Annotated in this window: 11 protein-coding genes and 2 pseudogenes; 6 read left to right on the plus strand and 7 right to left on the minus strand. The window is 71.4% G+C overall.

Translation table 11 applies throughout. From position 1 onward, the window contains the following. Positions 1 to 167 precede the first annotated feature (167 nt). The 4 genes from lnt (at position 168) to N8I84_RS36155 (ending at position 5,152) form a co-directional block, all read left to right on the plus strand. Complete coding sequence (lnt, locus tag N8I84_RS36140; protein WP_263233667.1) at positions 168 to 1,832, plus strand: apolipoprotein N-acyltransferase; 1,665 nt, start codon at positions 168 to 170, stop codon at positions 1,830 to 1,832. Positions 1,833 to 1,841: 9 nt separating this feature from the next. Then, positions 1,842 to 2,321, plus strand: coding sequence for an NUDIX hydrolase (locus N8I84_RS36145; RefSeq protein ID WP_263233668.1), 480 nt, complete (start codon positions 1,842 to 1,844; stop codon positions 2,319 to 2,321). 54 nt (positions 2,322 to 2,375) lie between these two features. Then, a complete protein-coding gene (locus N8I84_RS36150) occupies positions 2,376 to 3,164 on the plus strand; it encodes a 3-hydroxybutyrate dehydrogenase (RefSeq protein ID WP_263233669.1) in 789 nt (262 codons plus the stop codon). Positions 3,165 to 3,232: 68 nt separating this feature from the next. Next, complete coding sequence (locus N8I84_RS36155; protein ID WP_263233670.1) at positions 3,233 to 5,152, plus strand: helix-turn-helix domain-containing protein; 1,920 nt, start codon at positions 3,233 to 3,235, stop codon at positions 5,150 to 5,152. A gap of 89 nt (positions 5,153 to 5,241) precedes the next feature. Here N8I84_RS36155 and N8I84_RS36160 read toward each other — a convergent pair whose 3' ends face one another. Together N8I84_RS36160 and N8I84_RS42880 are read right to left on the minus strand one after the other, a co-directional pair. Beyond that, on the minus strand, positions 5,242 to 6,624 hold the full coding sequence (locus N8I84_RS36160; RefSeq protein ID WP_263233671.1) for an MFS transporter: 1,383 nt from the start codon (positions 6,622 to 6,624) through the stop codon (positions 5,242 to 5,244). A gap of 64 nt (positions 6,625 to 6,688) precedes the next feature. Beyond that, positions 6,689 to 6,862, minus strand: coding sequence for a hypothetical protein (locus N8I84_RS42880; RefSeq protein ID WP_313884316.1), 174 nt, complete (start codon positions 6,860 to 6,862; stop codon positions 6,689 to 6,691). A gap of 245 nt (positions 6,863 to 7,107) precedes the next feature. On the opposite strand from N8I84_RS42880, the gene N8I84_RS36170 reads away from it, so the two are divergent. After that, positions 7,108 to 7,608, plus strand: coding sequence for a pyridoxamine 5'-phosphate oxidase family protein (locus N8I84_RS36170; protein ID WP_263233673.1), 501 nt, complete (start codon positions 7,108 to 7,110; stop codon positions 7,606 to 7,608). Here the strand turns inward: N8I84_RS36170 and N8I84_RS36175 are convergent. From N8I84_RS36175 to N8I84_RS36190, 4 genes and pseudogenes are all read right to left on the minus strand, one after another. Next, positions 7,547 to 7,735, minus strand: a pseudogene (locus N8I84_RS36175) (pyridoxamine 5'-phosphate oxidase family protein); the annotation flags it as partial. The gene N8I84_RS36170 and the pseudogene N8I84_RS36175 sit on opposite strands and share 62 nt — an antisense overlap. 133 nt (positions 7,736 to 7,868) lie before the next feature. Further along, positions 7,869 to 8,312, minus strand: coding sequence for a universal stress protein (locus N8I84_RS36180; protein ID WP_263233674.1), 444 nt, complete (start codon positions 8,310 to 8,312; stop codon positions 7,869 to 7,871). A 108-nt stretch (positions 8,313 to 8,420) separates the two neighbouring features. Next, positions 8,421 to 10,811 (minus strand): glycoside hydrolase family 65 protein, encoded by a 2,391-nt coding sequence (locus tag N8I84_RS36185; protein ID WP_263233675.1) that lies wholly within the window; start codon positions 10,809 to 10,811, stop codon positions 8,421 to 8,423. A 35-nt stretch (positions 10,812 to 10,846) separates the two neighbouring features. Further along, positions 10,847 to 11,722: a universal stress protein gene (locus tag N8I84_RS36190; protein ID WP_263233677.1), complete on the minus strand. Its 876-nt coding sequence runs from the start codon at positions 11,720 to 11,722 to the stop codon at positions 10,847 to 10,849. 243 nt (positions 11,723 to 11,965) lie between these two features. Between N8I84_RS36190 and N8I84_RS36195 the strand changes: the two genes are divergently transcribed. Continuing rightward, positions 11,966 to 12,676: a CBS domain-containing protein gene (locus N8I84_RS36195; protein ID WP_263233679.1), complete on the plus strand. Its 711-nt coding sequence runs from the start codon at positions 11,966 to 11,968 to the stop codon at positions 12,674 to 12,676. 213 nt (positions 12,677 to 12,889) lie between these two features. Here the strand turns inward: N8I84_RS36195 and N8I84_RS36200 are convergent. Then, a pseudogene (locus N8I84_RS36200) lies at positions 12,890 to 13,047 on the minus strand (CBS domain-containing protein); the annotation flags it as partial. Positions 13,048 to 13,051: the final 4 nt, after the last annotated feature.

The raw sequence follows: 13,051 nt of genomic DNA on the forward strand, positions 1-13,051 counted from the left end.
TGCAGAGCTCCGGCACACCGTATCGGCTGATGCGCCGGTTTGTGGACGGGTTGTGCAGAAACGATGCAGCAGAGGGTGGCCCATGTCCGGGCACAAGGGGCGGACCGTCCATGGTGCAGGCACGGCCGCGCTGTCCGCGCCGTGGTGGCGCGCCGTAGACTCCCCGGGTGACCGTCACTGCAACATCCGTGGGCGAGCCGGAACAGCTCGAACCCGCGGCCGCACCAGCACCCGCCCGCGGCGTCCGCCGGGTGCGGCGTGTCGTTCCGGCCGCCGCCGCGTCGCTGTCCGGCGTGCTGCTCTACGTCAGTTTTCCGCCCCGGACTCTGTGGTGGCTGGCCCTTCCGGCGTTCGCCGTCTTCGGCTGGGCCCTGCGCGGCCGTACCTGGAAGGCGGGTCTCGGCCTCGGCTATCTGTTCGGCCTCGGCTTTCTGCTGCCGCTGCTCGTGTGGACCGGGGTCGAGGTCGGCTCCGGACCGTGGCTCGCGCTCGTCGCGGTGGAGGCGATTTTCATCGCGCTGGTCGGCGCGGGCATCGCGCTGGTCTCCCGGCTGCCCGCCTGGCCGGTCTGGGCGGCGGGCGTGTGGATCGCCGGAGAGGCGGCACGCGCGCACGTGCCGTTCGGCGGCTTCCCCTGGGGGAAGATCGCCTTCGGTCAGGCGGACGGTGTCTTCCTGCCGCTCGCCGCGGTCGGCGGCACCCCGGTGCTCGGCTTCGCGGTCGTCCTGTGCGGCTTCGGGCTCTACGAGACAGTGCGGCTCGTCGTGGAGTGGCGGCGCACCGGAAACGCGCTGCGGCGCGGGGCGGCCGTCGCGGCGCTGATCAGCGTCGCCGCTCCGGTGGCGGGCGCTGTCGCCGCGCGCTCCCTGGTCAGCGACAAGGCGGAGGACGGGACCGCGACCGTGGCCGTCATCCAGGGCAACGTGCCGCGCTCCGGACTCGAGTTCAACGCCCAGCGACGCGCCGTACTGGACTACCACGCGAGGGAGACCGAGCGTCTGGCCGCCGAGGTCAAGGCGGGCAAGGTCGCGCGGCCCGACTTCGTGCTGTGGCCCGAGAACTCCTCCGATGTCGACCCCTTCGCCAACCCCGACGCCGCCGCCGTGATCGACCGCGCCGCCAAGGCGATCGGGGTGCCCATCTCGGTCGGCGGCGTCGTCGAGCGGGGCGGCAGGCTCTACAACGAGCAGATCCTGTGGGACCCGGCCAAGGGCCCGGTCGACACCTACGACAAGCGGCAGGTGCAGCCGTTCGGCGAGTACCTTCCGCTGCGCTCGTTGCTGAACGCCATCAACCCCGACTGGACGGCGATGGTGCGCCAGGACTTCAGCCGGGGACACAAGCCCGGTGTGTTCACCATGGCGGGCGCCAAGGTGGGGCTGGTCACCTGCTACGAGGCGGCCTTCGACTGGACGGTGCGCTCGACCGTCACCGACGGCGCCCAGCTGATCTCGGTGCCCAGCAACAACGCGACCTTCGACCGCAGCGAGATGACCTACCAGCAGCTCGCCATGTCCCGTGTGCGGGCGGTGGAGCACAGCCGTACGGTCACCGTCCCGGTGACCAGCGGCGTCAGCGCCATCATCATGCCCGACGGGAGGATCACCCAGCGCACGGGCATGTTCGTCGCCGACTCGCTCGTCCAGAAGGTGCCACTGCGCTCCTACACGACCCCCGCCACCCGGCTCGGCACCCTCCCCGAGATGCTCCTGGTGCTCGTCGCGGCCGGCGGCCTCGGGTGGGCGGCGGCGTCGGCGGCACGCGGCCGCCGCGACCGCAAGGTGCAGGTCGTCCGTCCCGAAGACGCGGGAGTGGCGGAACCGACCCGCTAGGGTCTGCCCATGGCTACTCCCGACTTCATCCGGACCATCCGGGCCTCCGCCGGTCATCAGCTGCTCTGGCTCCCCGGCGTCACCGCCATCGTCTTCGACGACGACGGCAGGGTGCTGCTGGGACGCCGGGCCGACACCGGCCGGTGGTCGGTGATCGGCGGCATCCCGGAGCCGGGGGAGCAGCCCGCGGCCTGCGCCGTGCGCGAGGTCTACGAGGAGACGGCCGTGCGGTGCGTGGCCGAACGCGTGGTCCTCGTGCAGGCCCTGACTCCGGTGACCTACGGCAACGGCGACACCTGCCAGTACATGGACATCACGTTCCGCTGCCGGGCCGTCGGGGGCGAAGCGCGCGTGAACGACGACGAGTCCCTGGAGGTCGGCTGGTTCCCGGTGGACTCTCTGCCGGAGCTGAACGAGTACGGCCTGGTGCGGATCAAGCAGGCCCTATCGGATGCACCCACATGGTTCGACCCCACGAATTCACTGTGAAGTATGGGTGATGGCCATATGGGGTGGGGCACCAGCGCTGCTTAGGGTCGGCACATGACCGTGCCCCACCCCCACACCACCTCAGTCGATCTCGGCGGACGAGCCGCCCTCGTCACCGGCGCCGCCGGCGGCATCGGCCGCGCCTGCGCGCTGCGGCTGGCCGCCGCCGGGGCCAAGGTGAGAGCGGTCGACCGGGACGCCGCCGGCCTCGACGCCCTCGCCGGTGCGGCCCGCGACCTCGCGGGCACCGTCGAACCACACGTCCTGGACCTCACCGACCTGGACGCCGCCGAACACGCCGCCGCCGGCACCGACATCCTCGTCAACAACGCCGGGATCCAACTGGTTCGGCCGCTCGAGGAGTTCCCGCCCGACGTGTTCCACACCGTCCTGACGGTGATGCTGGAAGCCCCGTTCCGGCTCATCCGCGGAGCGCTGCCCCACATGTACGGGCAGGGCTGGGGCCGTATCGTCAACATCTCGTCGGTCCACGGGCTGCGCGCCTCCGCGTACAAGGCGGCGTACGTCTCCGCCAAGCACGGGCTGGAAGGACTCTCGAAGACCGCCGCCCTGGAAGGCGCCCCGCACGGCGTCACCTCGAACTGTGTGAACCCGGCGTACGTGCGCACACCCCTCGTGGAGAAGCAGCTCACCGACCAGGCACGGGCACACGGAATCCCCGAGGAACGCGTGCTGTCCGAGGTGCTGCTCCAGGACAGCGCCGTCAAACGGCTGATCGAACCGGAGGAGGTCGCCGAGGCGGTGGCCTATCTCTGCAGCCCGCAGGCGTCCTTCATCACCGGTACGTCGCTGGTCCTGGACGGCGGCTGGACCGCCCACTGAGCAGGAACATGTCGGAAGTTGTCCACAGGCCCGATGGGTCCAGGCCGGTCGTGGGCCATTCTGGGGGCATGTCCCGCGATCACGTACAGTCCGCGCAGCGCCCCGGCACCGGCGCCGAGGCGCCCTTCCTGGAGCTCCTGGCCCGGGGCGCTTCGGCCGACGCCTACGAGCAGCCGGTGCTGCTCGCCCGCGCCGAGGGCCTGCCGCCCGAGCGCATCCGCGCGCTCGAGCAGGCCAAGCGGCTCGCGCTGCACGTGCGCGCCGAGATGGAAGGCAGACGCCGCCGCGAGGCGGAGCTGTCCGCGCTCTTCGAGACCGCCCACGACCTGGCCGGGCTGCGCGATCTCGACGCCGTCCTGCAGGCGATCGTCCAGCGCGCCCGCTCCCTGCTGAGCACCGACATCGCCTATCTCACCCTGCACGACGAGGCCGCGGGCGACACCTATATGAGGGTCACCGAGGGGTCGGTCGCCGCCCGCTTCCAGCAGCTCAGGCTCGGCATGGGGGAGGGGCTCGGCGGGCTCGTCGCCCAGACCGCCCGCCCGTATGTGACCCCCGACTACTTCGAGGACGACCGCTTCCAGCACACCTGGACGATCGACACGGGCGTGCGAGACGAGGGGCTCGTGGCGATCCTCGGCGTGCCGCTGATGATCGGCGCCCAGGTCATCGGAGTGCTGTTCGCCGCCGACCGGCGGGCCCGGGTCTTCGAGCGGGAGGAGATCGCGCTCCTCGGTTCGTTCGCGGCGCTGGCCGCCGCCGCCATCGACACCGCCAACCTCCTCACCGAGACACGTTCGGCCCTGGACCGGCTCGCCCGTGCCAACGAGATCATCCGCGACCGCAGCGCGGTCATCGAGCGCGCCTCGGACGTCCACGACCGGCTCGCCGAACTCGTCCTGCGCGGCGGTGGCGTCCACGACGTGGCGGCAGCGGTGTCCCAGGTCCTGGACGGCACGGTCGAGTTCACCGAGGCGGACGCCGCGCCCGCCGCGCCCCTGGAGGCGTCCCGCGCAGAGGGCCACGCCGTACGGCACGGGGACGACTGGATCGCCGCCGTGACCGCCGGCGGCGAACTGCTCGGTGCGCTGGTGGTGCGCGGACATCCGGGGCTCGACCCCGTCGACCAGCGCACCCTGGAGCGCGCGGCCATGGTCACCTCCCTGCTGCTGCTGGCCCGCCGCTCGGCCGTCGAGGCCGAACAGCGCGTCCGGGGCGAGTTGCTGGACGACCTGCTCGATGCCCGCGACCGTGATCCGCGCGTGCTGCGCGAACGCGCCGCCCGGCTGCACGCGGACCTCGACGCCACCCACGTGGTGCTCGCCGCCCGCCTGGACGGCGCCGCCGCCGACGCCGACCAGGAAGCGGCCGCCCGTCGCCGCCTGTGGTCCGCCGCGTCCCACCTCGCGGCCACACGGCACGGACTCGCCGCCGCCCGCGACGGCGGTACGGTGCTTCTGCTGCCGCTCGAAGCAGGTGACACGGCGACGGACCTGGCCCGCCGCACCGCCCGGCACCTCGGCACCGCGGTCCACGAACCGGTCACCGTCGGCGCCTCCGCCCCCGTCGAGGACCTCACCGGCGACCCCGACGCCGTGGCCGCCGCCTACGCGGAGGGACAGCGCTGCCTCGACGCCCTGCGCCTGCTGGGCCGCGCAGGGGACGGAGCCGCCGCCGAGGACTTCGGCTTCCTGGGCCTGCTGCTCGCCGGCGACCGGGACATCGCCGCTTATGTCGAACGCACGATCGGTGAGGTCGTCGCCTACGACGAACGGCGCGGTACCGACCTCGTCCGCACGCTCGACGCGTACTTCGCCTGCGGGATGAGCCCGGCCCGCACCAAGGACGAACTGCACGTCCATGTGAACACGGTGGCGCAGCGCCTGGAGCGGGTGGGCCGGCTCCTCGGGGACGACTGGCAGAGCCCCGCCCGCGCCCTGGAGATACAACTGGCGCTTCGACTGCACCGGTTGTCGTCCCGGCCCTGACGCTGAGCGGCTCACTCGGTACGCCGCTGGTACGACGCGCACCGGCCCCGCACGCGTGAACGCACGGGGCCGGCCGGGAAGAGTCGGACTCAGACGGTCCGCGCATCAGCGGCTCGGGCCCCCGAGGGCTCGGTGTCCGCGGACTCGACCCGGGCGAGGTCGCGATCGCGTGTCTCCTTGGCGGCGCCGACGGCGATCAGGGTCAGTACGGCAGCGGCGATCACGTACAGGGCGATCGGCGTGGAACTGCCGTAGTCGGACAGCAGCGCGGTCGCGATGAGCGGGGCCGGAGCGCCGGCCGCCACCGACGCGAACTGGGCACCGATCGACGCACCCGAGTAGCGCATGCGGGTCGCGAACATCTCGGAGAAGAAGGCCGCCTGCGGCGCGTACATCGCCCCGTGCAGAACGAGACCGACGGTCACGGCAATGATCAGGCTCCCGAAGCCGCCGGTGTCGATGAGCGAGAAGAACGGGAACATCCACAGGCCGACTCCGGCCGCGCCCAGCAGATACACGGGCCGGCGGCCGATCCGGTCCGACAGCGCGCCCCAGGCCGGGATGACGGCGAAGTGCACGGCGGAGCCGATGAGGACGGCGTTGAGGGCCGTCTGCTTGGAAACGCCGGCCGACGTGGTGGCGTAGACGAGGATGAAGGCGGTGATCACGTAGTAGCTGATGTTCTCCGCCATGCGGGCGCCCATCGCGACCAGTATGTCCCGCCAGTGGTGGCGCAGCACGGACACCAGCGGCAACTTCTCCGCATCGCCGTCGGAGGCCGCCTTACGGGCTTCGGCCTGAGCCAACGCCTGCTGGAAGACGGGCGATTCATCGACGGACAGACGAATCCACAAACCGACGATCACCAGTACCCCGGACAGGAGGAACGGAATGCGCCAGCCCCAGGAGCCGAACGCGTCGTCGGAGAGCACGGCGGTCAGCAACGACAGCACACCTGTGGCGAGCAACTGCCCGGCCGGCGCGCCGGTCTGCGGCCACGAGGCCCAGAAGCCCCGTCGCCGGGCGTCGCCGTGCTCCGACACGAGCAGAACGGCGCCGCCCCACTCGCCGCCGAGCGCGAAGCCCTGCACCAGACGCAGCGTGGTGAGCAGCACGGGTGCGGCGCTGCCGACGGTGGCGTGCGTGGGCAGCAGCCCGATGGCGAAGGTCGCCCCGCCCATCAGCAGCAGACTCAGCACCAGCAGCTTCTTGCGCCCGAGCCGGTCGCCGTAGTGCCCGAACACCAGGGCCCCGAGCGGACGGGCGGCGAACCCGACCGCGTAGGTCAGGAACGACAGGAGCGTGCCGACCAGCGGGTCGGAGTCGGGGAAGAAGAGCTTGTTGAAGACGAGCGCGGCTGCGGACCCGTAGAGGAAGAAGTCGTACCACTCGATGGTGGTGCCGATGAGGCTGGCGGCGACGATCCTGGGGAGCCTGGCGGGCGTGGGTGGAGCGGATGCTGCGGAGGCCATGTGCGCCACTTCCTCGTGTGCGGTGGGGACGGGTACGTGCTGGGACACGGTAGAAACACGCAGGTCAGGCGCACATGTGGCGGGGCACCATAGTTCGGGGGTTGGTTATGCGCGCGGCCACCATGCTGGCTGCGCGAAGGTCCAGCATGAGGTCGGGGTGGACGGGCGCCGTCAGGTCGTCGAGGCGCTCCCCAAGAGGTGGTGCCGTGAGGATGTCGATTTCGCCGTCCAGGTCCACGACGGTCGTTCCGCCGAAGGCGCGTTCGGTGTGGCGGCAGTGCGGACGTGATGTGGGTTTCGGCCATGGTCAGGGGACATCCGGGCCGATGGGCGGGCCGGAAGGGCCGGACGGCCCCCCTTCGCCGCCACGCTTCCTCGGGCCGCTCTCCGGTCAGGGCGGGACTGCCGGCCCCTCACCCGCGGCCGTTGCCGGGCTCAGCATGGAACGTAACCCCCCTCCACCGGGCGAAAGACGTGCTGCTCATGTACCCGAACGATGGTTTCCGCGCACTCGGTCGTCGCGAGTGCCTGGGCCTGCTGCCGACCGTGCCCATCGGCCGTGTCGTCCACACGTGCCAGGCCCTGCCCGCGGTCGTGCCGGTCGACTTCGGCCTCGACAGCGACGGGGCGGTGCTGCTACGGACCGCGGCGGCCTCGGAACTGGCCCGTGCGGTCGACGGCGCGGTCGTCGCCTTCGAAGCGGACGCGGTCGACGTGGAAACCCACTCCGGCTGGAGCGTCGTGGTCACCGGCCGGGCCGCCGTCGTGACCGACACGGCCGAGGTCGAACGCCTGGAGCGGATCGGCCCGCGCTCCTGGGCTCCCTCATCCGAGGAGGTCTTCGTGCGCATCGAGCCCGAACTGGTCACCGGACGTGAGCTCGTCGGCGGCCGCACGATGTACGGCTTGCACCTCTCTGCCCGAGCACCGGGCGCCACCGGGCCAGTTCTTCGGAGTCGGTCACCAGGTGGGCGTAGCCGGTGACCACGACGCTCCAGCCGAGGTGCGTGTCGGGGTCGATGGCGTCGGCTTCGTACGCCACGACGCCCCCCTGGCCTTCGGCCTGCCCGGCGCGTGCGGTCAGTGCCGCGCCCTCATGGGTGCGGATGATTCCAGGCCGCCGTCATCGCCACCCAGGTCCGGGACCGGCAGCGGCAGGAGGGGCGCTGAGTGAGTTCACCCGCGCTCGGCGGGAGTGGGACCGTTACCGAGGGCCGTCGTCATGCCTGCCTGCCGGAGCGCCTTCAGCGCGTCTCCGGGCGCACGATGACGACCGGGCACTTCGCATGCTGAGCGACGTGCTGGCTGACGGACCCCAGCAGGGCTCGGGCGAACCCGCCCCGCCCCCTGCTGCCCACCACCAACGCCTCGGCCCCCTCGGCGGCCGTCAGAAGCACGTCGACGGTGTTGCCGCGGAGCACAAGCGCCCTGGCGGAGGCGGCTTCCTCGGGTCCCAGCACATCGTTCAGCTCCTGTTTCAGGCGTTGCCGGGCGACGGCCTCGTCGAAGTCGGCGTCCACGGCCAGAGCCGACCAGCCGTACGCGCCCGGCAGATCCCACGCGGCCACCGCCTCGACGGTGCCGCCGATCAGACCCGCGTACCGCACGGCCCAGCGCAACGCCGCATGCGAGGACGATGAACCGTCGACACCGACCACGACACGAGGCCCGGCGGTCTCCGCGCCCATACGCCTCACCTCTCCTGTGACCCTCTCCGGCCACGCCGAATGCCGTCCTTCACCTCCACGCTGCGCGACTGCGTGGCAGCGCGCCAGGGAAGGGCGGCCGAGTGGGCGCTATGCGCGGAGCAGTGTGCAGGTCTCGCCCGGAGCGATGGTGACGGTGCGGTCGGGCAGAGCGACACGGATCGGTGCTCCGTCGGAGTCGGGGACACCCATCCACAGCTGCCCGCTGCTCAGGCGCACATCGATGCCCCAGTGGGCGCGGTAGCGCAGCGAGAATCCGTACTCCGACAGTTCCCGCAGGGGCACCGGGTCCAGCCACAGCGAGTCCTCACGGGTTTCCAGGCCGGGCAGGCACCGCTGGACGAGGTCCAGGGTGCCGGCCATGGCGCCGAGGTGGATGCCCTCGCCGGTGGTGCCGCCCTGCAGGTCGGCGATGTCCTCCTCCAGCGCCTGTCGGCAGTACGTCCATGCCTCGGCCCGCTTGGCGCGTGCGAGCACCCAGCCGTGGACCAGGCCGCTGAGCGTGGAGCCATGGCTGGTCCGCCGGAGGTAGTAGTCGAGGGTCCTGCGCCACACCTCGTCGTCCATGGCGTATCCGAGGCGGTGGAAGAGGTCGCGCAGTTCGGCCGGGGAGAAGAGGTACCCCAGCATCAGCACGTCGGCTTGCTTGGAGGCCTGGTAGCGGTTGACGGTGTCGCCCTCGGCCTCGAGGATGCGGTCCAGCCGCCTGATGTCGTCGTACCGTGCGCGGTAGGCGTCCCAGTCGAGTTCGGCGAGGTCCCCGTAACCGTCGAACTGGCTGATGACGTCTTGGTGGTAGGGCACGCGCAGCCGCCGTGAGATCTCCTCCCACTCGGCAGGTTCCTCGTCTGCCACCCCCACACGGTCCATGAGTTCCTCGCGGCGCCAGGCAGGCAGGCGCCGCAGCAGGTCGAGGGTGGTGCTGAGTACCCAGGCCGCCGTCACATTCGTGTACGTGTTGTCGTCCAGCCCCGGCCGGACCGCGTCCGGATAGCCGTCGTGGTACTCGTCGGGGCCCATCACGCCCAGGATGCGGAAACGGCCGGAGCCGTGGTCGAGGACCGCGGTGGAGGCCCAGAAGCGGGCGATCTGCACCAGCATCTCCGCGCCCTTGGTGTGCAGGAACTCGGTGTCGCCGGTCGCCTCGCAGTACCGCCACACGTTGTAGGCGACAGCGGAGCCCACATGGTGCTGGAGGCGGGAGTTGTCGGGCAGCCAGCGGCCCGAGCGGGGATTGAGGTGCAGCACCTGGCTCTCCTCGCGGCCGTCGCTGCCGCTCTGCCACGGGTACATCGCCCCGGACCTTCCCGCCTCGGCCGCCGCGCGGCAGGCCCGTGGCAGGCGGCGGTAGCGGTAGTTCAGCACGGCGCGCGAGATCTCGGGCAGATGCAGGTCCAAATATGGCAGGACGAACAGTTCGTCCCAGAAGACATGCCCTCGGTAGGCCTCGCCGTGCAGACCGCGTGCGGGCACGCCGACGTCCAGGTCGGCGGTGTGCGGTGACAGCGTCTGCAGGACGTGGAACAGGTGCAGGCGCAGGATACGGCCCGCCTCGCCGGGCACCTGGATGTCGGCGCGTCGCCACAACCGGGCCCATGCGGCGGTGTGCGATTCCAGCAGAGCGTCGAAGTCCTGTGCGGTGGCCACCCGGTCGAGCGCCGCTTGGAGAGGACTGCCGATGGCCGTGTCGCGTGAGGTGTGGAGCGCGACCGTCTTGTCCACCACGGCTGGGCGGCCGGGCTCCACGGGGATCACCAGGCGGTGCACGGCACGCTGCCGGCCGGGACGCAGCTCGGACACCACCGGCGGTTGCCCGGTGACCACCGTCCGTGCCGCCATGGCGACACCGATGTCCGAGGTGCTGGTGCGGCAGCTCAGCCATCCCGTGCCCGGCTCCACCGCACCCGTATGGACACCGATCAGGTGCTTGCGGTTGAGGAACCGGTAGCGGTGCACGTTGCCGTTGATCACGGCACCGTCGATCGAGGATTCCACCTCGAGCTCCACCGGCAGGTCCTCGGCCGTGAACACCGTTCGCAGAGCGGCCAGATACGGGTCTCCCATGTGGACCAGCCGCACCTGCTCGACCCCCAGCACACCGGCTACCTCGTCCTGGTAGCGGAACCTACGGGTCAGCGTGCCCCGGCGCAGGTCGAGGAGGTGACGGTGGTCGAGCAGCCGCTCGGTGTCGGCCGAGAACCACGGGCCCGCGGCGCCACCGGCGTGCGAGCGGAACCGCAGACGCAGCCAGTCGGGGAGATTGACCAGGTCCTCGTTCTCCACGCGCCGTCCACCCACCGTCGACTCCAGACGGTTGTAGCAGCCGGCGACGTAGGTCCCCGGACAGTGCACCAGGCTCGCGTTGCTCTCGGGTACCGCGCCCCGGGTGGCGAAACGGCCGTTGCCGAGCGTGCACAGCGCCTCGCGCAGCCGCTCGGCAGCGGGATCGTAACCCTCGTACTCCCAGATCCACTCCGCCATCCGCCCTCCCGCCTCCGTGGCTGAAGCGCTCGCCTTCATGACCTCTGGGGAATGACGGCGACGGGGCAGTCCGCGTGGTGCAGTGCGGCGTGGGCGACCCGGCCGAGCTGAAGACCATGGTGGCCGGGGTTCCGCTGCGCGCCGACGACCAGAAGGTCCGCGTCCGCCGCGGTGTCGAGCAACACCTTGTGCGCGGGTCCCTGCACCGTGCGGCGGTGCACCTGAACACGGGGATGCTCTCGTTCGGCCTCACGCAGCGCCGCTGTGAGAGCGATGGCGGCCCTTTCCTCGTGCGTGGTGCCCGCGTCGTCAGCAACGAGGGGGCTGTCCCGGTGTGCATGGGCCGGACGCCGCCAGGCGCGGACGGCGTGAAGGGCGCAGCCGCGTGCTTGGGCTTCACGGAAGGCGAAGCCGACGGCGGCCTCGTTCTCGGGGGAGTCCCCGACGCCGACCACCACCCGCCCGAGCCGGCCGTCCCGGTTTCGCTCGGGACCACGGACGACGACGACCGGACTCACGGCGCGCGCCGCCACCGCCAGGCTCACCGAGCCCAGCAGCATCCCCGCGACCTCACCCCGGCCCCGGCAACCGACCACCACGGCGAACGCCTCCTGGCCCGCCTGGACCAGTGCGTGCACGGCCTCGTCGGGCAGCACCTCGGCCGATACCTTGACCCCAGGGTTGCGGCGCTCGGCACGCTCCGCGCAGGACGCGGCGATGTGCTCCGCCATGACCTCCTCGGAGGGACGCTCGGTGCTGAAGGCCGGCCGGCTGCCCTCGTAGCGCTCCCACAGGGAGGCATACAGCAGCCGCAGTGACAGTCCGTGGCGCGCTGCCTCGTCCACAGCCCAGTCCACCGCCCGAAGACTGGACTGCGAACCGTCGGCGCCGACAACCAGGGGCAGCTCCATCGTCCCCACCGCCTTCCCGTCGCAGCTCACTGTGAGGCCCCCTGTCACCACCGTCGCACCGCCGGACGAGGCCCGCGACAGGCGCAATGGCCCTGGGACGGGGACCTTCGGCCGGGTTCCGACCGGTCGCTCCCCTGGGACGCTGGAGGTACAGGGCCGAGGCCGCGACGCACCGATGCCTTCAGACGAGGCGCTGTGCGCTTCCTGCCGCGCCCGGCCAGGTAGTGGCACGAGGAGGTCTTCATGGCCGGGACACCGCACATCGTGAGCGATGTGATGACCATGGCGGTGGTGGCCGTCGGACGTGACGCGCCGTTCAGGGAAATCGTCAGGACCATGGAGCAGTGGAAGGTCAGCGGCCTGCCCGTCCTGGAGGGCGACGGCCGCGTCATCGGGGTGGTGTCCGAAGCCGACGTGCTGGCCAAGGAGGAGTTCCGCGCCGGTGTCCCGAGCCTGTCCGAGCCGCGAGAGCGCTTGTCCGCCACGGCCAAGGCCGGAGGTCCGACCGCCGGAGACCTCATGACCACCCCGGCGATCACCGTGCATCCCGACGTCACCTTGGCGCAGGCGGCCCGGATCATGGCCGTGAAGCACATCAAGCGGCTCCCCGTCGTGGACGACGAAGGGATGCTGCGGGGGATCGTCAGCCGCGCCGACCTGCTGAAGGTCTTCCTGCGGTCGGACGAGGACCTTGAGGAAGAGGTCCGCCGCATCGTCATCGCCCCGCTCTTCCCAGCCCTCGCACATACCATCCACGCGGACGTGAGAGACGGAGTCGTGACCCTCCGCGGTCGGATCGCGGACTCCCCGCTCATCTCCCTCGCCGCACGTCTGACTCGAGCCGTGGAGGGTGTCGTGGACGTGGAATGCGACCTCACTGAGGCCCGCAGCGCCGGCGCCGAGCCGACCGACAGGCCCACACCTGCCGTTGACCGGGGCCACAGCAGTGTGTGACGCAGCGCCCCGGTGAGCTCCGTACGCTGCGCAGCACCTCGTCGGTCAGGCCGGAGGCAGGCTCGCGTCACCGTTGGCGGGGGTAACGGTCCTTGCCGTCGAGCCCTCGGAACGCGTCAGCCCGAACTCCACGTCGACCACACCCTCGACGGCCCGGACCAGACGCGCGGCCACGGGCACGGAGGACGTGCCCCAGGCATGTCCGCTGAGCCTGACGACGCCGACCACGCGGCCCTCGCCCTCGAGGACCGGTACGGCGCTGACCTTCCAGTCCTGCATCAGATGCACGATCTCCTCGAACGCGGCCCGGCGGCCGACGGCGGCGACCGTGTGGGACATGACGCACTGACGATGTGTGGGGTGCCGTGCATGGTG

Origin of the sequence: Streptomyces cynarae, assembly GCF_025642135.1 — a bacterium.
Classification (GTDB): Bacteria; Actinomycetota; Actinomycetes; order Streptomycetales; family Streptomycetaceae; genus Streptomyces; species Streptomyces cynarae.

Bases quoted from the DNA above. Each gene is read 5' to 3' on its own strand.
- N8I84_RS36180 (WP_263233674.1), bottom strand. From the start codon at position 8,312: ATGGGCGCGGAGACCGCCGGGCCTCGTGTCGTGGTCGGTGTCGACGGT.
- N8I84_RS36150 (WP_263233669.1), top strand. From the start codon at position 2,376: ATGACCGTGCCCCACCCCCACACCACCTCAGTCGATCTCGGCGGACGA.
- N8I84_RS36190 (WP_263233677.1), bottom strand. From the start codon at position 11,722: ATGGAGCTGCCCCTGGTTGTCGGCGCCGACGGTTCGCAGTCCAGTCTT.
- N8I84_RS36170 (WP_263233673.1), top strand. From the start codon at position 7,108: ATGTACCCGAACGATGGTTTCCGCGCACTCGGTCGTCGCGAGTGCCTG.
- N8I84_RS36160 (WP_263233671.1), bottom strand. From the start codon at position 6,624: ATGGCCTCCGCAGCATCCGCTCCACCCACGCCCGCCAGGCTCCCCAGG.
- N8I84_RS36185 (WP_263233675.1), bottom strand. From the start codon at position 10,811: ATGGCGGAGTGGATCTGGGAGTACGAGGGTTACGATCCCGCTGCCGAG.
- N8I84_RS36155 (WP_263233670.1), top strand. From the start codon at position 3,233: ATGTCCCGCGATCACGTACAGTCCGCGCAGCGCCCCGGCACCGGCGCC.
- N8I84_RS36145 (WP_263233668.1), top strand. From the start codon at position 1,842: ATGGCTACTCCCGACTTCATCCGGACCATCCGGGCCTCCGCCGGTCAT.
- N8I84_RS36195 (WP_263233679.1), top strand. From the start codon at position 11,966: ATGGCCGGGACACCGCACATCGTGAGCGATGTGATGACCATGGCGGTG.